Consider the following 19,551-nt stretch of genomic DNA (forward strand, 5'->3'; position numbering starts at 1 on the left):
TCGATGGCATCAGCTTTTCAGTTCGTCGTGGCGAAGTTTTCGCTCTGCTGGGCCCGAATGGTGCCGGCAAAACGACGACGATCGAAATGTGTGAGGGATTCCAGACTCCCGATTCAGGATCGATTGAGCTTCTGGGAATGGACCCGTCGACGCAAACTGACGAGATTCGTGCCCGGATCGGCATTATGCTCCAGAATGGGGGTTCGTACCCAGGCATACGGGTCAAAGAGATGCTCTCTCTGTTGGCGAGTTACAGCCAGAATCCGTTAGACCCTTCCTGGCTCCTCGAGATCGTCGGGCTGACTGACCATGCTCACACGCCGTATCGTCGGCTCAGCGGTGGCCAGAAGCAGCGGCTCTCACTGGCCTGTGCGTTAGTCGGCCGGCCGGAAGTGATCTTCTTGGACGAGCCCACTGCTGGTCTGGACGCTCAGTCACGACTTGCTGTGTGGGATTTGATCAGCTCCCTCCGTCGCGATGGGGTGACCGTATTGCTCACCACCCACATGATGGATGAGGCGGAATCATTAGCGGATACCGTGTTGATCATTGATCATGGTCGCGTCGTTGCCCACGGGACCACACAGGAATTAACGAATGCGGATGATGCACGAATTTCCTTAACGACGTCGGGCGCGCTGGATTTGTCGGCTGCCAATAGTTTCTTGGCAGAGAACACCCACACAGGCTCTACCCACGCAGGAAATGATGACGCGCCGGTAGTGAGCCAGCCACCACTTCGTGTCTCGGCTGTGCGCCCACAGCATTACCGCGTGGATGGACAGGCGAACCCAGAAGCAGTGAGTGCTATCGCAGCCGCTGCTAGTGCTCAAGGAATCCTAATTACCGATCTAACGGTGGACCATCGGAGTCTTGAGGACGTCTTCTTGGATATCACCGGACGAGAGATGAGGTCCTAAATGATGGCAGACAATCGCGGCACACAGTCTCTTACTGGCACCCAATCCCCCACTGAGGCCTCTACTCAGGACACTGAGACCACCGAGGATTCGCGTTTCGCGCCGGGGACGTTTACACCACAGCCCCGTCGAGCGACGACGACGAAGCTTGTTTCTGCTCAAGCGAGAATGGAGACTCTTCTCTTCTTGCGTCACGGTGAGCAACAGCTTCTCTCGATGGTCATCCCCATTGCCATGCTCATCGGCTTCACACTGATGCCGTTTCTCGACCTCGACGATCCGATCGCGCGGCTGTTCCCCATGGTCTTAGCGGTTGCAGTGATGTCTGCGGGATTCACGGGGCAGGCGATTGCCGTCGTCTTCGACCGCCGATATGGAGCCTTGAAGCGGATGGGAGCCTCAGCCCTCCCGAAGTGGGCGATTATTGCAGGTAAAGCGTGTGCCGTTGTGGTCGTGGTGTTACTGCAAACCCTGGTTCTTGGTGCGATCGCCATGGTTATGGGGTGGTCGACGACTCCCCTCGGCGTCGTGATGGGGATCGTTTTCCTCATTGTGGGCGCTGTCGCGTTCACCGCGCTAGGGCTGCTATTGGGCGGCACCCTCCATTCTGAGGTTGTTCTGGCACTGGGGAATCTCCTGTGGTTCGGGCTCATGGGTGTGGCGGCAATTGTCGCCATGGAACCGGGAATCCGCGAGGGGATCCATGCGCTGCTCATGCTCTTCCCCTCGGTCGCTTTGACTCAAGGACTTATCGACGCGTTCCACGGGAGCTTTAACGTCTTTGCTCTCGTGATCATGCTTATGTGGTCGGCTCTCGGCGGTTTCGCTGCGAGCAAGCTGTTCCGCTTCACCGCCTAAAACGTTGCCGTCGTCGGCTAGATCTGGGTTATCAGAGGCGTCCAACTCCGCGTGAGGATTTTCGTGAATAACCCCACGTGTGTGCGATCGTGGTGTTCGCCGTGCGGGCTGTAGGCTGGAGAATCGTGAGTGCAATTCAGACTAATGATGCTCGGCGTGACGAACCGACACAATTAGGTCCCGGCTCCCGTGAAGATGCGACTACTCCTCCATCGACGGCAGGAGGATTCGTCCGCGGCTGCTATTCCTTTGCTCGTCGTACCCGCTTCCCCGTGTGTACTGTGGCCCGCCAACGGCTGTTTGCGCTGGCGTTGTTAATTGCCCAGATCGGCATCACATTCACGGGCTCGATTGTTCGTGTGACAGCTTCAGGGTTGGGCTGCCCGACGTGGCCCGAGTGCCAACCGGGATCGCTGGTTCCAGAATCTGGATCAATCCCATGGGTTCACCAGCTCATTGAATTCGGAAACCGCACGCTCACCTTCGTTCTGACCATTTTCGTCATTTTGGCGTTTCTCGCGGTGTCGCGTGCCAAACGGCGTTCAGAAATCATCGTCTTGGCGTTCATCCAAGGAATCGGCGTGATAGCCCAGGCGGTCATCGGCGGTATCTCCGTCCACCTTGATCTGGCGTGGTGGATGGTTGCCCTGCACTTTTTGCCCTCGATGGTGCTCGTGTGGCTTGCTGCCTTGCTGTGGGTTCGCATCGACGAACCCGACGACGGTAAAGCTCAGGTGATGTATCCGCAGCCTTTGCGGTGGCTGGCTCTCATGTCGTCCATCGCCATGGGGATCACCCTGATCACAGGAACCATGGTGACGGGTGCTGGCCCTCACGCAGGCGACTCGGAGGTCCCCGCCGATTCACGGCTCCAAATCCCGCTTGATCTGATGGCGCACCTGCATGCGCACGCGATGTACCTGTACCTCGGCCTCGTGGCAGGTTTATTGTTCGGGCTTCTCACTGTTCGAGCTGACCGAGCGATCATGAAGACGACACAATGGTTGGTTGTCTTGATTGTTCTCCAAGCTGGGGTTGGCATCGTCCAGTACTGGCTGGGCGTTCCGCGGTGGACTGTTCCACTTCACGTTATTGGTTCTGGTGTGATCTGTGCTGTGACCGCAGTGTTGTGGGCACAGGGTAAACGGCGCGCTGCACCAAAGATTTAGGCTAAAGATTTTAGGAAGCCCGCTGCGCGTTGTAGTGGTTTCCGTCGATCATGTTCTTGTCCGCCGAGGACTCCCCACCTCCCCGTGGAGGTGTCACTGGTTTATGTGTATCGGGGATCCCCGGCGGACTTTGCTTTGTCTACACGAACGGTTCCACGCGAATTCCTTTTGTCGAATAAATGATTGTGCTCGGTGATCAGTTCTTAAAAACCGAGAACTTCGTGAAGCGGTTGTAAATTGATCACCGCATCAATGGACAGACCAACGAACAGTAACGACAAGTAGTTATTCGATAAAATAAACAACCGAATAGGTTTCACCGGTTTACCAGTAGAGATTCGCTTGTAGAGGCGAGTGGCGCTGATAATGAACCATGCCCCTGCTCCGATTGCGGTGAGAGTGTAAAACCATCCGGAGGCGAAAATAAGAGTCAGGGACGTGAGGACAGTAAGCCAGGTATAGAGAAGAATTTGTTTCGCAACCTGAGCTCGTGTTTTCACTACTGGCATCATGGGCACCCCGGCGCCACGATAATCCTCTTCATATCGCATACCTAGAGCCCACGTGTGCGGCGGAGTCCAGAAGAAGATGATCATAAATAGCGCGACTGCTTGTAGCCATCCAGCCACCGAATGATTGGACGTGTTATCAGCAATAACGGCCCAGCCGACAATGACGGGCATGCACCCTGCTGCCCCGCCCCAAATCACGTTCTGCCACGTCCGGCGCTTGAGCCATTTCGTGTAGACGAAGATATAAAAGAGGATGGTCAGCATCACGAAAACTGCTGCTAAGAGCGAATGGCACAAGAATGTGAGGAACAAAAAGCTCAGCACAGTCATCGATGAGGCAAAAACCTTGGCTTCCGTGAGAGTTAGCCGGCCGTCCACCAAGGGGCGGTTCTGGGTCCTCTTCATAACCTTGTCGATGTCACTGTCGACGATCATGTTGAAAGAGTTGGCAGCAGCAGCTCCCATCCATCCCCCGACAAGCGTTAACAAGATGAGCCAGAGGTGGATAGTACCGCGATCCGCCTGAAGCATGGCGGGAATCGTTGCGACCAGGAGAAGCTCAATTACCCGTGGCTTCGTGAGCGCCACATACGCCTTTATCTTCTCCACTTGCCTCTTTTTCCTCCATGTCCGCTGACAGTCCTCATCGCTGACTGATTGTTCATGCTTGTCTCGGCACTGGTGATGGGCATCTGTGCGTCGTAGCCATGACCATATTTAGGACAGTCACCGCCCTAGTCTAACAATCGCGATGTTATTCGTTGACTCGCCACGGGATTTTTACTCGAGGGAGAAAATCCATCCTGAACACGCGACCTCGACGGGGCTCGTAGGTGTCGTGTTTCATCAGGCCATGCTGACCCTCTGAAGAGGGTGCCTGAGGCGGGCATGAGAGCCTGTGTAGATACCCTTTGAATAGCTTCGTAGACCGCGATGAAACTTCAGCCTAAACTGGTGTTCGTTTACTCCGAGGAGTTTTATTCCGCGGGAATGTTGCTTCAGCGGGAACCAACTTAGCGGTCGCTACGTAGACGGTAGGCATGTCTACGGCACGCGCACAGAAAGGTGATCAGAAGGTGATTGATAAGACTTCGGCAGTCATCAAGCGATATGCAGAAGCTCGGGAGCTCGTTCCCGACCATATCCGCAGAGCCGTGGAACCAGCTTTCCCCAAAGACTGGGATGAGATCGACTCGCGATCAGTCGACACAGTCCGCGTCTTAGCTGCAGATGCTGTTCAGAAGGCAAAATCCGGTCACCCCGGCACGGCGATGAGCTTGGCTCCCCTGGCCTACACCTTGTTCCAGCGAACAATGCGCCATGATCCCGCGGATCCCGACTGGGTAGGTCGCGACCGATTCGTCTTATCCTGTGGGCATAGTTCGATGACTATTTATGCCCAGCTCTTCTTGGGCGGATTTGGTCTAGAGCTCGACGACCTCAAGCAGCTCCGCACGTGGGGATCCTTGACTCCCGGCCATCCGGAGTACGGGCATACGGCAGGGGTTGAAATTACGACCGGTCCCCTGGGACAGGGTTTGGCCTCATCCGTCGGTATGGCCATGGCCGCTCGCCGGGAGCGAGGGCTTTTTGATCCTGATGCTCCGGCAGGACAGTCACCCTTCGATCACTTCATTTATGTGATTGCTTCCGACGGTGACCTCGAAGAAGGTGTGACCAGTGAGGCGTCATCACTTGCAGGGACGCAGAAACTTGGCAACCTCATCGCTTTTTGGGATGACAACCGTATCTCGATCGAAAACGATACGACGATTGCGTTTAATGAAGACGTCTGTGCCCGGTATGAAGCCTATGGATGGCAAGTTCTGAATGTTGAGTCCGGTGAAGATATTCAGGCGCTTGAAGCCGCGATCACGTTAGCTCAGCGCGAAACCAATCGTCCGACGCTTATCCGCGTTCGAACCGTTATCGGTTACCCGTCCCCCACCAAGATGAACTCCGGTGCTGTTCACGGAGCAGCACTCGGTGATGATGAAGTTGCCGCCGTTAAGCGCATCTTAGGTTTCGATCCTGATCAGACTTTCGAAGTCTCTGATGACGTTCTTTCTCATACGCGGTCACTCCGTGAGCGAGGTGCCCGCGCTCATGAGGCCTGGTCGGCCGACTTTGACCGGTGGGCTAAGGAGAATCCTGATCGGAAAGCCCTATTTGATCGCCTGTATGCCCGGAAACTTCCCGATGGTTGGGATGCTGATCTTCCCGAGTGGGAGGCCGATGGTTCCGGAATTGCGACGAGGAAAGCCTCGGAGGTCACTCTTCAGTCGCTGGGTGCGACGCTACCGGAGCTGTGGGGAGGTTCTGCCGACCTAGCCGGATCGAATAACACAACTATTAAGGATGCGGATTCGTTCGGCCCCTCGACCATTTCTACTGATTCATGGAATGCGCAACCATACGGCCGGGTGCTTCACTTCGGTATTCGTGAGCATGCGATGGGTTCTATCCTCAACGGGATTGCTCTCCATGGGCCGACGCGCCCCTATGGCGGCACTTTCATGGTCTTCTCTGATTACATGCGCCCTGCAGTACGTTTGGCTGCTTTGATGAAGACCGACGTGTACTACGTGTGGACACACGACTCTATCGGGCTGGGCGAAGACGGCCCCACCCATCAACCTGTGGAACATCTTGCTGCCCTGCGCGCTATCCCCGGCCTTGCAGTCGTGCGTCCTGCCGATGCGAATGAGACTGCCTCCGCTTGGAGAGCAGCGATTGATTCGCCGGCAGGACCTAAAGCGTTGGCATTGTCCCGCCAGAACCTACCCGTGTTGAAGGGGACCAAGGAACTCGCTCGGGACGGTGTCCGTCGTGGCGCGTATGTCCTGGTTCGTGAGTCGGCAGAACGCCCACAGGTCATCGTGATGGCCTCGGGTTCGGAAGTCCAGCTCGCTGTCGAGGCTGCCAAAGTTTTGGAATCTCGCGGTGTAGCAACACGTGTTGTGTCCGTGCCATGTATGGATTGGTTCTTGGAGCAAGACAAGTCATATCAGGAGGAAGTCCTTCCTCACGACGTCACTGCCCGCGTATCGGTGGAAGCGGGCATCGCAATGCCGTGGTATCAGCTTCTCGGGTCGCACGGTAAAGCCGTCAGCCTTGAACACTTCGGAGCATCAGCTGCCGCTAGTGAGCTCTTTGAACAGTTCGGCTTTACTGTCGACGCCGTCGTCGATGCTGCCACCTCTGTTGTAGAGAACTAAGACCATCTACGTCATATCTGCGCGTTACGTGATGAAAGGATTTGATCGTGACCTCTGATAACGCACCCCACGTACTGGGCGGCGATTCGAGTTTTCCCTCCGAGTATCTCCCCTCCTCAGCCAACGAGAATGTCCGCCAACTAGCCGACGCAGGCACGTCGGTGTGGCTCGATGACCTTTCTCGTGATCGTCTGACCTCTGGGAACCTGGCCGAGCTCATTGCCGACGCGGGAATCGTCGGCGTGACGACGAACCCGGCGATCTTTTCGAAAGCCATGACTGTTGGCACCGCGTATGACGATCAGTTAGCGACTCTGAGTTCGCAGGGGCGTTCGGCGTCGGAAGCGGTCTTTGATATGGCTATCGACGACGTCCGTGATGCCTGCGAAGCCTTCAAAGATGTATATGAGGCATCGCAGGGGCAAGATGGACGCGTATCTATCGAGGTTGACCCCCGTTATGCGCATGACCCTGAGAAAACGGTGGCACAGGCTAAAGAGCTGTGGGATCGCGTGGGCAAACCCAACGTGATGATCAAAATTCCTGCCACAAAACAGGCTCTACCAGCGATTACGGATACTATCGCCGCAGGAATTAGCGTGAATGTCACCCTTATTTTCTCGGTGGAGCGATACAAGGAAGTTATCAAGGCTTTCATTGACGGTCTTGAACGCGCTCAGTCAGCTGGCGAGGATCTGTCCTCTATTCATTCCGTGGCTAGTTTCTTCGTCTCTCGGGTCGATGGTGCCGTCGACCATAAACTTGCTGATATCGCACCAACCGCATCCCGCGATGTAGAAAACCTTAAGGGGATGGCGGGTATTCATAATGCGCAGCTAGCTTATGAAGCATTCCGTCGTGTTTTCGGAGGCGACGACGTTAAGACCAGCGCCGCTGCCAATAACGACGATCTCTCGTCGGAGGCTGAGCGGTGGCAGAAGCTTGCGGGCGCCGGAGCTAACGTGCAACGACCGCTATGGGCGTCGACCAGCGTCAAGAACCCTGATTACACGCCTACGTTGTACGTCACTGAGCTTGCCGGTGCTTGTACCGTCAACACCATGCCAGAGGGGACGCTGGACGCTCTCCAGTCTGATGGTGGGGTTCACGGTGACGCGCTCACGGGCACAGGAGATGACGCCCGAGGGTATTTTGACGACCTCGAATCATTGGGCATTGATTTCGCTGACGTGGTGAATGTGCTTGAGGATGACGGCGTCGCTAAATTTGTGGATAGTTGGAATGAATTGATCGCCAATATTGATTCCCGCTTATCCAGCTAACCACTCAGCGAGTTGTTTACCGGAAGTAGCTGTTGCTCCCCCAGCATGGTGACACTGCCGAGTCGGGGTCAACCAAGGACCTGATGAGAAAGGCATGGACAATCGACCGTGAATAATCCCAACGCGGCCGCCGCGTCACACCGGCAGACCTACACCCCAGAAGGAGAAACCGAGAACGACGTGAACAAAGGTCATGCTGCGGCTCATCAGGAGCCATCCGCCGAAGAGCAGCTCAACCGGGTGACAGTGGAGTCCAATGAAAACCTGCTGGACACTAGCGGTTTCCCTGATAACTGGACTAATCCGCTCCGCGACCCCAGGGATAAGAGGATGCCCAGGATTGCGGGACCATGTGGGCTCGTCATCTTCGGTGTCACAGGCGATCTAGCACGAAAGAAACTTCTCCCCGCGGTATATGACCTTGCCAACCGCGGCCTGCTCCCCGCGGGATTCACCCTTGTGGGATATGGCCGTCGTGACTGGACCAAAGAAGATTTCATTAAAAAGGTGTACGACGACGTTCGCGCGGGATCTCGTACTCCCTTTAGGCGATCAGTATGGGAGCGCCTGGCCGAGGGGCTGATCTTCGTCAAAGGCACATTTGACCAAGATGAGTGCTTCGATGCGTTGGCCGAGACTCTGGCGGAGGTCGACCATACCCGTGGCACCGCCGGGAACTGGGCTTTTTATCTCTCTGTTCCTCCTGCCTATTTCCCGAACGTGTGTCACCAACTTCAACGCTCGGGCCTCGCTAAAGATAGTGCCGGCGGTTGGCGGCGCGTGGTTATCGAGAAACCCTTTGGTCATGATGAGGAATCAGCTCGGGAGCTTAACCGCATTGTCAACAGCGTTTTCCCTGAACGCTCAGTTTTCCGTATCGACCATTACCTGGGCAAGGAAACAGTTCAGAATATTATGGCGCTGCGCTTTGCGAATCAGCTCTTTGAGCCCCTGTGGAGCGCATCCTTTATCGACCACGTCCAGATCACTATGGCCGAAGACATTGGCCTAGGCGGACGGGCTGGTTATTACGATGGCATCGGCGCTGCGCGGGACGTCATCCAGAACCACCTCATCCAGCTTCTTGCCTTAATCGCAATGGAAGAGCCTCTGGCCTTCACCCCCCGCGATTTGCAGACTGAAAAGATTAAAGTCCTGAGAGCCACCAGTGCTGTTCCCCCGTTCTCTAAAACGACAGCCCGGGGCCAGTACACCGCAGGATGGCAGGGCTCTGAATTCGTCGGTGGCCTTCGCGATGAAGAAGGTTTTGCCGAAGACTCGAAAACTGAAACCTACGCGGCCTGCACATTGGAGATTAATTCTCGACGCTGGGCGGGCGTGCCATTTTATTTACGCACCGGCAAGCGATTGGGCCGACGAGTGACGGAAATCGCTTTGGTGTTCAAAGACGCGCCCTATCTTCCTTTCGACGCTGATGAGACGACTGCTCTTGGCCCCAACGCGGTTGTTATTCGTGTGCAACCCGACGAGGGAGTCCTGATGCGCTTCGGCTCGAAGGTCCCCGGCTCCGCAATGGAAGTGCGTGATGTCAACATGGACTTCGCCTATTCCGAGGCGTTTACTGAGGCATCCCCCGAAGCCTATGAGCGTTTGATCCTGGATGCTCTCTTGGATGAAGCTAGCCTCTTCCCCACCAATGAAGAGGTGGAACTCTCGTGGAAGATCCTTGATCCCATCGTCAAATATTGGGCTGAGCGAGGACGTCCTGACGATTATCCGGCCGGAACGTGGGGCCCTGAAAGTGCTGATCGTATGCTTTCGCGGTCAGGACGCACCTGGCGACGCCCGTAAAACTATCACCGCTCGTCCTCACATCACACGCTCAATTTTCAGGGAATGAGAAAACCGACGCATGATCATTAACCTCCCCAATACAACAACCCGCGACATCTCTAAACGCCTCGTCACCGTCCGTGAGTCGGGTGGCGAAGTCACGACCGGCCGTGTACTCACTTTGATCATCGTCGCGTCAATTAACGACGATTACGAAACGTTTATTACGGCGGCCAATGAAGCCTCACAGGAGCATCCGTCTCGTATTCTCGTGTTGCTCACGGATGATTCCTCCTCAACCGCGAGCCAATCTGATAGTGATGACAACGGCAATTCGCAGACTGGGCTTGCGGACTATGAGAATCTCGAAGAGTTTGAGCGTGCTCTCGACGCCGCCCCCTCTACGGCGCAACCCGGAACGTCCGACGAGGAAACCACGCAGTCAAGTGCCACAGATGACGTAGCGTCCAGCGGGCGCGTTGATGCCGAAATACGCATGGGAGGCGACGCTGGTGCCGCTGAAGTCGTCGTCATGAAGTTGTATGGCGCTGTTAGCCAGCATCTCGCAAGCGTTGTGATGCCGATTCTGTTGCCAGACACTCCGATTGTGGCGTGGTGGCCGGCCAGCCGTCCCCCGGTCCCTGCGACTGATCCGATCGGTCGTCTTGCCGGCCGACGAATTACTGACTCCCTATCGTCAAGTATTGAGGACGGAATCTTTAGGTGCCGATCATCGTATGCACCCGGTGACTCTGACCTTGCCTGGTCACGTATCACGCAGTGGCGTGGAATTTTAGCGTCAGCACTGGATCAGCCTCCATTTTCTCCCATCCGTGGAGTGACGATTGCTGGCCCATCGGAAGACCCGAGCGTTGATATAGCCGGTGGATGGCTTGCGGACCGTTTAGGGATGAATGTCACCCGTGAATCCACGGACTCGCCCAAGGTACCTCTTGATTCCGAAGGGCGACCCACTATCGGCGTGCAAAGCGTGACGATCCATCGTGATAGTGGCGATTTGATCCTCCGTACCTTTAGCGCACATACCCTGACGATCACACGCGAAGGATCAGGCCGTGAAAGTCGCGTTGCCCTCACACGACGCGGAACAGCTGACTGCCTCGCGGAAGAGTTGCGCCACCTCGACCCCGATGTCATCTACGCACAAGCTCTCCGAGGGCTATCCAGAGTTCACCGCGTCGATGCTTTCGATTCAGACGAGTCGCACGCACCTGACGACGCGAACGACAGTGACGTCGAAGCAGACCGTGAATAGATCGTCGGCAGTGCAATAAACCCCATCGTTGTGTGATAGACCGCAAGAAGAAAGGCGTATGGATGAGCGAAAAGTCTAGTCCCGATTCAGATGTCCGCATTGTCGCGTGTGCAGATCAAGCAGAAGTGGCTATGCGAGCAGCACGCGATGTTGAAAACGTCATAGTCAGTACTCAGGAGGGACGTGAGGGCGCTAGTAACACCACCGGGGTTACTCCGGATGGTTACGCCCGGCTCGTGGTCACGGGTGGAAGCACGGGTATCGCGGTGCTCCACCAGCTGTATATCGACAGTGAAGCCGGCAACGCGGGTATTGACTGGAACCGTGTCCACGTGTTCTTCGGTGATGAGCGCTGGGTTCCAGCAGACCATCCGGGGCGGAATGACAAACAAGCAGCAGAGGCTCTGTTCAGCAACATCGATATCCCGCAGGAGAACCTCCACCGCTTCCCTGCCCCATCGTCCGAAAGTGCGTATGGAGAGACCGAAGGATCCCGCAGCGGAAACGTCGACGTCGCGGAGCTCAACGAAGCTGCTGCATCGTACGCGGACACCATCACTACGTACGCTCCTGATGGATTCGACATCCACCTCTTAGGAATGGGGCCGGAGGGGCACATCAACTCCTTGTTCCCCCATACGCCTGAGTTGACGAGCGATGACACCGTTGTATCTGTAACTGATTGTCCGAAGCCACCGCCCACGCGTTTATCTCTCACCCGTCGCGCGCTGAATTCATCGACACGTGTGTGGTTCGTCGTTGCGGGTGAAGCTAAAGCCGAGGCCCTCGGGCACGCAGTCTCTGGCGACGATGCAGACACGTGGCCAGCTGCGGGCGCACGTGGGCAAGAAGATACTGCCGTCTATGCCGATGCGCCAGCTCTATCCCAGCTGCAGGGCTCATCGTCGTAGCCCACCAAAAATTGCCGACGGAAACAGCGCATCTCTACTCGGTCTGAATAAGGATTGCGTTGTCCGTTGGCAAAAAATAAGTAGGCCCTTCGCGTGATCCGCTGTAGGGCCTCTTTTACACGGCGCTTTGGCCGTCGCTAGATCCCATCCACCGCTGAATTCCACCCACCACAAGCTCGTAAAGGCTGGGAGGAACGTGGACGATTAAACGTCAATGATTATCCGTACGCCTGAAGTAGATTCAGACCGATCACTGCAGCTAACCAGATAATTGCGCAGACGATGGTAATGCGGTCGAGGTTCTTCTCTGCAACCGTCGATCCCGAAAGATTGGATTGCATTCCGCCACCAAAAAGGCTGGACAGTCCGCCGCCCTTGCCTTTGTGCAACAGGACGAACAGCCCCATGAGCAGGCTGAACACAACCAAAACGATTTGCAACGCGAGATGCATTGGTGTGGGTGCTCCAATCAGGAAGTAATGTCACCGACCGTTAATAACCACACCAGTGTAACGTACTGACGCCGTGGAGTGAATGTGCCCCACTCCATGTGTCACATGAAGCCGCAACACTGGTTGCGTAAGGCCTACGAGATTCGTTCGCGGACAGGGGAAGGCATAATAGGGATTGTGAGAACTCGAGCTCGCCTACTTTCTTTGACGGACCACTTTCATGCTGCAGCTCAGGGGGTTGGAGTAACCGTACACGCCATTGCCGACGCGCTTATTCGTCGGTTGCATCTTCAACGGGTGGTAGGTGCACTTCCTTTTATTCCGCCTGGGCTACGCGCTGCTCTCGGCTACCTGGTTCCGCTGAAGCCGGCGGATCTTCCAGAGCGCCTCCCCCATGTACACGCGCATAACGACAGTTCCCACCGGTTCCCTCTCCGCGAGGCACTGCTCCGCGGCTTTGCCTCAGTCGAGGCTGATGCCACCTTGTACCGCGGGCGATTTCTCCTAGGCCACAGTGTTTTAGAAAAAAGCCGGGGCCTGGATTTAGAAAGAGACTATCTCGAACCACTCGCCACTATGGCGCGACTGGGACCCCTCTTCCCCACTACAAGCGATGACACCAGCAACGCCCCCGCAACTCCACAAACAGGCAATGAGGAACCCGTATATGTCCACGTTGATATCAAATCGGCTGGGCTTCCTGCGTTAAAACAACTTGAAGCTATCGCGTCTCGCTATTCCGATGTGCTGAGTGAATGGACCGGAGAAAAATATATCCCTCGACGTCTGACTCTGATTGCGACGGGAAATAGCCTGAGGGCAGCCGATGAATGGTGGACACAACCAGCGACGAAGGACCACCATCGTCGGGTATTCCTCGATGGTCGCCCGGAAGATTTAGATGCCTGCCCTCCAACATGGCTTATGCCCATAGTGAGTACTGATTTCACGCATTTCTCAGCGTGGCGGGGTTTCCGCGCTATCGCGGCCTCGGAAGAAGCTGCAGTGAGGGAATTCGTGTCTTCCGTGCACGAGCAAGGACGGCAGGCACGGTTATGGGGCATCCCAACATGGCCCTACGCCAACCACGCACGAGTAAGCCGGTGGCTCCTCAATGCCGGACTCGATTGGGTGAGTGTCGACAATTTACGAGGAGCGCACCGGCTCATTCATTCGGCGCTCTAGTGCACGTAGCAGCACGAGCACTAACTAGCACCCGCGCTAGCGCCGTGACCCGCCTACTCGGAGCTACGTCACTCCGAGTAGGCAGTAGAGGTCTTAAACGCTACCGTCGGCAGCGAGGGCAGAGAGCTTGGCGAAGTCTTCACCATCGAGTGAAGCACCACCAACAAGTCCACCGTCAATATCTTGTTCCGCAATGAGTTCGGAAACATTGCCGGTCTTCATGGAGCCGCCGTACAAGACGCGGATCGAGGATGCCGTCTCCTCATCTGTCAGCTCAGCGAGGGCACCACGAATAGCGTGGCATACTTCCTGTGCGTCCGAAGCAGATGCGGTCTTACCCGTTCCGATCGCCCAGATGGGTTCATAAGCGATAACAGACTTTGCGATTTCGTCCTTGCTCAACCCGGCAAGTGACTCCTTGACCTGGTCGACGACGAAGGAGACATGCTGGCCAGCCTCGCGAACATCCAGAGACTCGCCGACACAAACAATCGGGGTCATACCGGCGTCGAGAGCCTTCTTGGCCTTCGCAGCAACGATCTCGTTGGTCTCGGAGTGGTAGTCGCGGCGCTCTGAGTGGCCCACGATAACCCAGGAGCATCCCAACTTAGACAGCATCGACGGTGCGATTTCACCGGTGTACGCACCGGAATCGTGGGTCGAGATGTCTTGAGCACCATAGGTGACGCGCAGCTTGTCCCCATCCACCAAGGTCTGCACCGAACGAATGTCGGTAAACGGAGGAATGACCGCGACATCAACCTTGTCGTAGTAGTCCTTGGGGAGCGCAAAAGCGAGTTTCTGTACCACGGAGATGGCCTCGAGGTGGTTGAGGTTCATCTTCCAGTTACCAGCAATAAGTGGTTTACGAGCCATGAACAGTCCTTTCGTACAAAGGTGAGCCCCGGGTCAACAGTGATGTCGACCGGGGAATAGACATTCGCCTAGCAGTCGTGCTTAGCGGTCGAGCACAGCAACACCCGGAAGGGTCTTGCCCTCGATGAGCTCCAGTGAAGCTCCGCCACCTGTGGAGATGTGGGAGAACGCTTCGTCAGCAAAACCGAGGTTGCGGACGGCCGAAGCGGAATCGCCACCACCAATCACGGAGAATGCTCCGTTCTTGGTCGCCTCTGCAATGGCCTCAGCGAGACCCTTGGTGCCATTAGCGAATGCTTCGAACTCGAACACACCCACTGGGCCGTTCCAGAAAATGGTCTTGGCCCCGTTCAGACGCTCGCCGAAGGTCTTAATCGACTCCGCGCCAGTATCCAGGCCCATCCAGCCGTCTTCGATACCGTCGGCAGATACCGTCTTGTGCTCGGTATTCGCATCGAATTCCTTGCCGACGACGATGTCCGACGGCAGGACGATCTTGTCCGAGTATTCGGAGAGCAGGTTCTTGCACTCGTCGATCATGGACTCTTCGAGTAGGGAGTCTCCGACGCCGTAGCCCTTAGCCTTGAGGAACGTGTAGCACATCCCACCACCGATAATGAGGGTGTCCACCTTCGGTGCGAGGGCTTTAATAACTCCGAGCTTGTCGGAAACCTTCGATCCGCCGAGGCAGACGGCGTAAGGATGCTGAGGATCATCCGTACACTTCGAGAGCTGCTCAAGCTCCTTCTCAACGAGGTAGCCGACGTAAGCCGGCAGTTTCTTTGCGACGTCGTACACGGAAGCTTGCTTACGGTGGACAACTCCGAAGCCGTCCGAAACGAAAGCACCATTATCGCCCGTCAGAGCTGCGAGCTCAGATGCCAATTCCTCGCGCTCGGCGTCGTCTTTGCTCTTCTCACGAGGATCGAAGCGAACGTTTTCGAGGAGCAGGACGTCGCCATCATTGAGGCCGTTGGCACGTTCGTGTGCGTCTTCGCCGGAAACGTCCGATGCCAGTGCGACGTACTGGTCTAAGCGCTGGGACAGAGCCTCAGCGACAGGGGCCAATGAGAATTGGGTGTCCTGCGGTGACTTCGGCCGTCCTAAGTGAGCCGCGACGATCACGCGCGCTCCTGCCTCAGTAAGAGCCTTGATCGTCGGGAGGGATGCGTCAATGCGACCGGGGTCGGTAATGACCTTGTCCTTGAGCGGAACGTTGAGATCGGCGCGTACGAGGACGTGACGTCCCTCGACACCTTCCTTGAGCAAATCAGCGAGTTTCTTTACTGCCATAACAACTCCTCGTTAGTTTTATTGATATATAAAAAGACGGGCCGACGGCGTGCCGTGGCACAGCCCCCGGCCCGCTAGTTCACTCGGGCGAGTGGAGGATTAGAGACGCTGTCCGATGTAATCGGTCATGCGAACGAGCTGGTTGGAGTAGCCCCACTCGTTGTCGTACCAGGAAACAACCTTGACCTGGTTGCCGAGAACACGGGTCATCTCAGAGTCGAAGATCGAGCCGTGCGGGTTGTGCTGGATGTCAGTGGAAACCAGCGGCTCGTCAGAGTACTCGAAAGCAACGCTGAGCTTCTCGTCTTCGGAAGCCTTCTTCATCGCAGCGTTAACTTCCTCGACGGTGACGTCCTTCTTCGGGACGAAGGTGAGGTCAACGAGCGATCCGGTCGGTACCGGTACGCGAACAGCGAAACCATCAAGCTTGCCGTTGAGGTCCGGAAGAACGAGTCCGACGGCCTTAGCAGCACCGGTGGTGGTCGGAACGATGTTCAGAGCAGCGGCACGGGCACGACGCAGGTCCTTGTGAGGAGCGTCATGCAGGCGCTGGTCACCGGTGTATGCGTGGACAGTGGTCATCAGGCCGGACTCAATGCCGAAGGCATCGTCGAGGGCCTTAGCCAGCGGAGCCAGGCAGTTGGTGGTGCAGGATGCGTTCGAGACGACGGTCATGTCGTCGGTGTACTCCTCGTGGTTGACACCGTAAACGAAGGTGCCGTCAACTTCCTTACCAGGAGCCGAAATAATGACCTTCTTGGCGCCTGCCTCGATGTGAGCCTTGGCAGCCTCGCCCTTGGTGAAGAAGCCGGTGGACTCGATAACGATATCGGCGCCTAGCTTGCCCCAGTCGAGGTTCTTCGGGTCCCGCTCTGCGGAAACCGCGATGCGGTGGCCATCAACGGTGATGGACTCGTCATCGTACTCGACCTTCGCGTCCAGCGGCCCCATGATGGAGTCGTGCTTCAGAAGCAGGGACAGGGTGCGGTTATCGGTCAGGTCGTTGACGCCAACAACCTCGATGTCTGCACCCTGCTCACGGATAGCGCGGTAGAAGTTACGGCCAATACGACCAAACCCATTAATACCGACACGAACGGTCACGGTAATTCTCCTTAGCTATGTAGCTGTCTAGGTTAAGGACGTAATCAGGCGATCTTCGTATAGCCTTTCCGTCCTTGCACTGACTACTTTACAGCTGAACTGAGATATATGCAGCAGTCAGAGCAGAATGAGACAAACAACACTTTTGTATAACCGGACATTCGATCCCACGAAACGGACATGAACGCACATTTGGTGCTCAGTGACGGAGCTCTAGCCGGACAAAAATGCCAGTGACACGCCTAATCCTCATCAAAAAGGTCACTCGTCACGGCAGAAAAAGTATCGGGAACTCCTAATTCAGCTGCTCGTCTATCCGCCAGTGACAGCAGACGTCGAATCCGTCCCGCGATGGCGTCCTTACTGATCGGAGGATCGGCCAGTTCACCGAGTTCTTCAAGCGACGAGTGACGATGCTCTGTACGTAACCGCCCGGCAGCCGCAAGGTGCTCCGGAATATCATCGCCCAGCAGCTCGGTGGCGCGCTGAACTCGGGCCGCTGCAGCGGCAGCAGCGCGGGCCGAGCGTCGTAAATTGGCGTCGTCGAAATTCGCCAAGCGATTCGTCGATGTATGGGCCTCACGACGTTTGCGCTGCTCGTCCCATTCAATCCGTGTGCGATGGGCCCCCATCCGGCTTAACAAAGCACCGATAGCGTCGCCCTCGCGAACCTGAACACGCTCTGCCCCACGGACTTCACGGTTCTTCGCGGCAATACCTAGTCGACGTGCACAGCCAATCAAACCGATGGCCGCCGCGGTTTGTGGAGCGATCACCTCGAGTGCCGACGACCGGCCCGGCTCCGTTACCGACCCCCGAACCAAGAACGCCCCACGCCACGCTGCTTCGCAATCGACAGCTGTGCCGTGAACAATTCGCGGTGGAAGCCCCCGGACAGGACGGCCAGCCCGATCCAAAAGTCCAAGGCGTCGCGCAACCTCGAGCCCCTCGCCCCGCCGGTTCCACTCGACCTCAAACACCGGTTTCTTGGATGATTGCGTGCGGTCCGACACAACAGCATGAATGTCGTACAGATCGACAATGTGTTGACGCGCCCGCTCTGCGACGTCGGACGAATCGACGTCCAACGAGACCACCAATGACTCCGGTGACCGGCCAGGGTTATTGTCACCCAGTCGAAGCTTGCCAGCGAAGCGGATCATCGCGCCGACTTCGGAGCGTCGAGCATTAGAGGCAGTGACCGTGGTACCGGCGATTTCGGCTTTAATATCGGCTGTTAAACCCACGCTATTTGGTTCTCCTTACCGATTTTTGTTCCTGAGCTGCCGAATACACCTCAGACAGTACGCGGGCCAACTTCCTCGGAGAGTGGGTGCTCAGCCACCGCCCTTGCTCATCGTCATGACGGACATCGCCGATGGTCAGCTCAGCGCCGAAATTCGCGGCGGCGCGGCTCAGGTGCATGCGCTCTCGTGTTCCCGTCACCGAATGTTCGTCGACAATGACCGTATCGAGCGAAAGATCCTGACAATGCTGCTGAAGCATGTGGAGGTGTCGTTCAACGGTGAAGCCCGGGGTCTCCCCTGGTTCCGCAACGAGATTAACGACGACAACCTTATGGGCTTGAGTCTCCTGCAGGGCTTTCACAACGTCGGGAACCAAAATGTGAGGAACCACAGACGAAAACCAGGATCCCGGACCTAATGTCACGACGTCGGCGTTCATGATCGCGTCGATGACAGCGGCACTGCTCGGCGGATTCTCGGGGATCAACTTCACGCGTCGGACCTGGCCCGGTGTTGTAGCCACGGCGACCTGGCCGCGCACCGGAGATACCACCCGAGGATCGTCCTCCAGCCCGGCGACCTCAGCCTCAATATCCAGCGGCTCTGGGCTCATAGGAAGCACACGACCACGGATGCGCATGAGCTTCGCTACCTCAGCTAATGCCTCAACCTCATCCCCCATCACGTCAATGAGACCTTGAATGATGAGGTTCCCGACCGCATGGCCGGCCAAAGCGCCGCGTCCACCAAACCGGTGCTGAAGGACGCTTTCCCACAAGCGGCCCTCGGGATCATCGGCTGCTAACGCGGCTAACGCCATTCGCAAATCGCCCGGTGGGATTGAGTTGAACTCCTTACGCAGACGTCCTGACGACCCACCATCATCTGCCACGGTGACGATTGCCGAGACATCATCAGACAACGTACGCGCTGCTCGGAGCGTCGCGAAGAGTCCGTGTCCACCACCTAAACACGCCATCCGATCGATATGAGATAGCTGCGTCGGAGGGGTTTCCGCAGAGGAGTCGTCGTGAGAGGACTTGTCGTTATTAGCGTGAGTCAAGGGGTCTTCGCTCATCGATGTTTGAGGAGAAGCAGTATTCATACAAACTCAATTCCAATAATGATTACTCGGTTTTATGACATCAACGGCTAGTGCCAGAGCGGCCTAGTCACGGTCAAAGTCGCGGTGGGTCACGGTGACATCGTCACCTTGAGCACGTAAGCGTCGAGCAATCTCCTCGGCTACGGCAACACTACGGTGGTGGCCGCCGGTGCATCCGATAGCCACCGTCGTAAAGCTCTTCCCCTCTTGTTTGTAGCCTTCCTGCATAACGTTAAACATGTCGACAAAGGAATTAATGAAACGGTCGACATTTTCATGGCTGAGGACATAATCAGCGACTTCATGATCGGTTCCCCGGAATTCCCGCAGATGAGGAACCCAATACGG

The 19,551-nt window shown here is 56.4% G+C and carries 17 protein-coding genes; 9 read left to right on the plus strand and 8 right to left on the minus strand.

Annotation, left to right across the window (positions count from 1 at the left end; genetic code table 11):
- The 3 genes from Q3981_RS02115 to Q3981_RS02125 all read left to right on the plus strand — a co-directional run.
- Positions 1–920: ABC transporter ATP-binding protein (locus Q3981_RS02115; protein ID WP_303123405.1), on the plus strand; the 920-nt coding region annotated here is incomplete at its 5' end.
- On the plus strand, positions 921–1,778 hold the full coding sequence (locus Q3981_RS02120; protein ID WP_303123407.1) for an ABC transporter permease: 858 nt from the start codon (positions 921–923) through the stop codon (positions 1,776–1,778).
- A gap of 125 nt (positions 1,779–1,903) precedes the next feature.
- Complete coding sequence (locus tag Q3981_RS02125) at positions 1,904–2,947, plus strand: heme A synthase (RefSeq protein ID WP_303123409.1); 1,044 nt, start codon at positions 1,904–1,906, stop codon at positions 2,945–2,947.
- A 203-nt stretch (positions 2,948–3,150) separates the two neighbouring features.
- On the opposite strand, the gene Q3981_RS02130 is transcribed toward Q3981_RS02125, so the two are convergent.
- A complete protein-coding gene (locus Q3981_RS02130; RefSeq protein ID WP_303123466.1) occupies positions 3,151–4,176 on the minus strand; it encodes a heme o synthase in 1,026 nt (341 codons plus the stop codon).
- A 359-nt stretch (positions 4,177–4,535) separates the two neighbouring features.
- On the opposite strand from Q3981_RS02130, the gene tkt reads away from it, so the two are divergent.
- The 5 genes from tkt to pgl all read left to right on the plus strand — a co-directional run bounded on the left by tkt (position 4,536) and on the right by pgl (position 11,941).
- On the plus strand, positions 4,536–6,677 hold the full coding sequence (gene tkt / locus Q3981_RS02135; protein WP_303123411.1) for a transketolase: 2,142 nt from the start codon (positions 4,536–4,538) through the stop codon (positions 6,675–6,677).
- 47 nt (positions 6,678–6,724) lie between these two features.
- Complete coding sequence (gene tal / locus Q3981_RS02140) at positions 6,725–7,960, plus strand: transaldolase (protein ID WP_303123413.1); 1,236 nt, start codon at positions 6,725–6,727, stop codon at positions 7,958–7,960.
- 330 nt (positions 7,961–8,290) lie between these two features.
- The gene (gene zwf / locus Q3981_RS02145) at positions 8,291–9,772 is read left to right on the plus strand and encodes a glucose-6-phosphate dehydrogenase (protein ID WP_239455062.1); all 1,482 of its coding nucleotides are present in this window, start codon (positions 8,291–8,293) and stop codon (positions 9,770–9,772) included.
- Between the two features lie 61 nt (positions 9,773–9,833).
- Positions 9,834–11,030 (plus strand): glucose-6-phosphate dehydrogenase assembly protein OpcA, encoded by a 1,197-nt coding sequence (locus Q3981_RS02150; RefSeq protein WP_303123415.1) that lies wholly within the window; start codon positions 9,834–9,836, stop codon positions 11,028–11,030.
- Between the two features lie 62 nt (positions 11,031–11,092).
- On the plus strand, positions 11,093–11,941 hold the full coding sequence (gene pgl, locus Q3981_RS02155; protein ID WP_303123417.1) for a 6-phosphogluconolactonase: 849 nt from the start codon (positions 11,093–11,095) through the stop codon (positions 11,939–11,941).
- A 218-nt stretch (positions 11,942–12,159) separates the two neighbouring features.
- Here the strand turns inward: pgl and secG are convergent, their stop codons facing one another.
- Positions 12,160–12,393, minus strand: a complete 234-nt coding sequence (secG, locus tag Q3981_RS02160; RefSeq protein ID WP_012731604.1) for a preprotein translocase subunit SecG — start codon at positions 12,391–12,393, stop codon at positions 12,160–12,162.
- A 177-nt stretch (positions 12,394–12,570) separates the two neighbouring features.
- On the opposite strand from secG, the gene Q3981_RS02165 reads away from it, so the two are divergent.
- The gene (locus Q3981_RS02165) at positions 12,571–13,578 is read left to right on the plus strand and encodes a hypothetical protein (protein WP_303123420.1); all 1,008 of its coding nucleotides are present in this window, start codon (positions 12,571–12,573) and stop codon (positions 13,576–13,578) included.
- A 93-nt stretch (positions 13,579–13,671) separates the two neighbouring features.
- On the opposite strand, the gene tpiA is transcribed toward Q3981_RS02165, so the two are convergent.
- The 6 genes from tpiA to Q3981_RS02195 all read right to left on the minus strand — a co-directional run.
- Positions 13,672–14,454, minus strand: coding sequence for a triose-phosphate isomerase (tpiA, locus tag Q3981_RS02170; protein ID WP_303123422.1), 783 nt, complete (start codon positions 14,452–14,454; stop codon positions 13,672–13,674).
- An 81-nt stretch (positions 14,455–14,535) separates the two neighbouring features.
- Entirely contained in the window at positions 14,536–15,747 is a 1,212-nt protein-coding gene (gene pgk, locus Q3981_RS02175) for a phosphoglycerate kinase (protein ID WP_046202292.1), read from the minus strand.
- A gap of 99 nt (positions 15,748–15,846) precedes the next feature.
- The gene (gene gap, locus Q3981_RS02180; protein ID WP_012731609.1) at positions 15,847–16,851 is read right to left on the minus strand and encodes a type I glyceraldehyde-3-phosphate dehydrogenase; all 1,005 of its coding nucleotides are present in this window, start codon (positions 16,849–16,851) and stop codon (positions 15,847–15,849) included.
- Between the two features lie 242 nt (positions 16,852–17,093).
- Positions 17,094–18,098 carry a DNA-binding protein WhiA gene (gene whiA / locus Q3981_RS02185; RefSeq protein WP_204088490.1) on the minus strand — a complete coding sequence of 335 codons (1,005 nt, stop codon included), beginning with the start codon at positions 18,096–18,098 and terminating at the stop codon, positions 17,094–17,096.
- A 1-nt stretch (position 18,099) separates the two neighbouring features.
- Positions 18,100–19,203, minus strand: coding sequence for a uridine diphosphate-N-acetylglucosamine-binding protein YvcK (yvcK, locus tag Q3981_RS02190; protein ID WP_303123426.1), 1,104 nt, complete (start codon positions 19,201–19,203; stop codon positions 18,100–18,102).
- 63 nt (positions 19,204–19,266) lie between these two features.
- On the minus strand, positions 19,267–19,551 hold a 285-nt coding region (locus Q3981_RS02195; protein WP_303123428.1), incomplete at its 5' end, for an RNase adapter RapZ.

This window comes from Corynebacterium sp. (genome assembly GCF_030530965.1).
GTDB lineage: Bacteria > Actinomycetota > Actinomycetes > Mycobacteriales > Mycobacteriaceae > Corynebacterium.

Excerpts from the sequence above, each read along its gene's own strand:
- Q3981_RS02120 (WP_303123407.1), top strand. The coding sequence starts at position 921 with ATGATGGCAGACAATCGCGGCACACAGTCTCTTACTGGCACCCAATCC.
- zwf (WP_239455062.1), top strand. The coding sequence starts at position 8,291 with ATGCCCAGGATTGCGGGACCATGTGGGCTCGTCATCTTCGGTGTCACA.
- Q3981_RS02150 (WP_303123415.1), top strand. The coding sequence starts at position 9,834 with ATGATCATTAACCTCCCCAATACAACAACCCGCGACATCTCTAAACGC.
- pgl (WP_303123417.1), top strand. The coding sequence starts at position 11,093 with ATGAGCGAAAAGTCTAGTCCCGATTCAGATGTCCGCATTGTCGCGTGT.
- secG (WP_012731604.1), bottom strand. The coding sequence starts at position 12,393 with ATGCATCTCGCGTTGCAAATCGTTTTGGTTGTGTTCAGCCTGCTCATG.
- tpiA (WP_303123422.1), bottom strand. The coding sequence starts at position 14,454 with ATGGCTCGTAAACCACTTATTGCTGGTAACTGGAAGATGAACCTCAAC.
- pgk (WP_046202292.1), bottom strand. The coding sequence starts at position 15,747 with ATGGCAGTAAAGAAACTCGCTGATTTGCTCAAGGAAGGTGTCGAGGGA.
- yvcK (WP_303123426.1), bottom strand. The coding sequence starts at position 19,203 with ATGAATACTGCTTCTCCTCAAACATCGATGAGCGAAGACCCCTTGACT.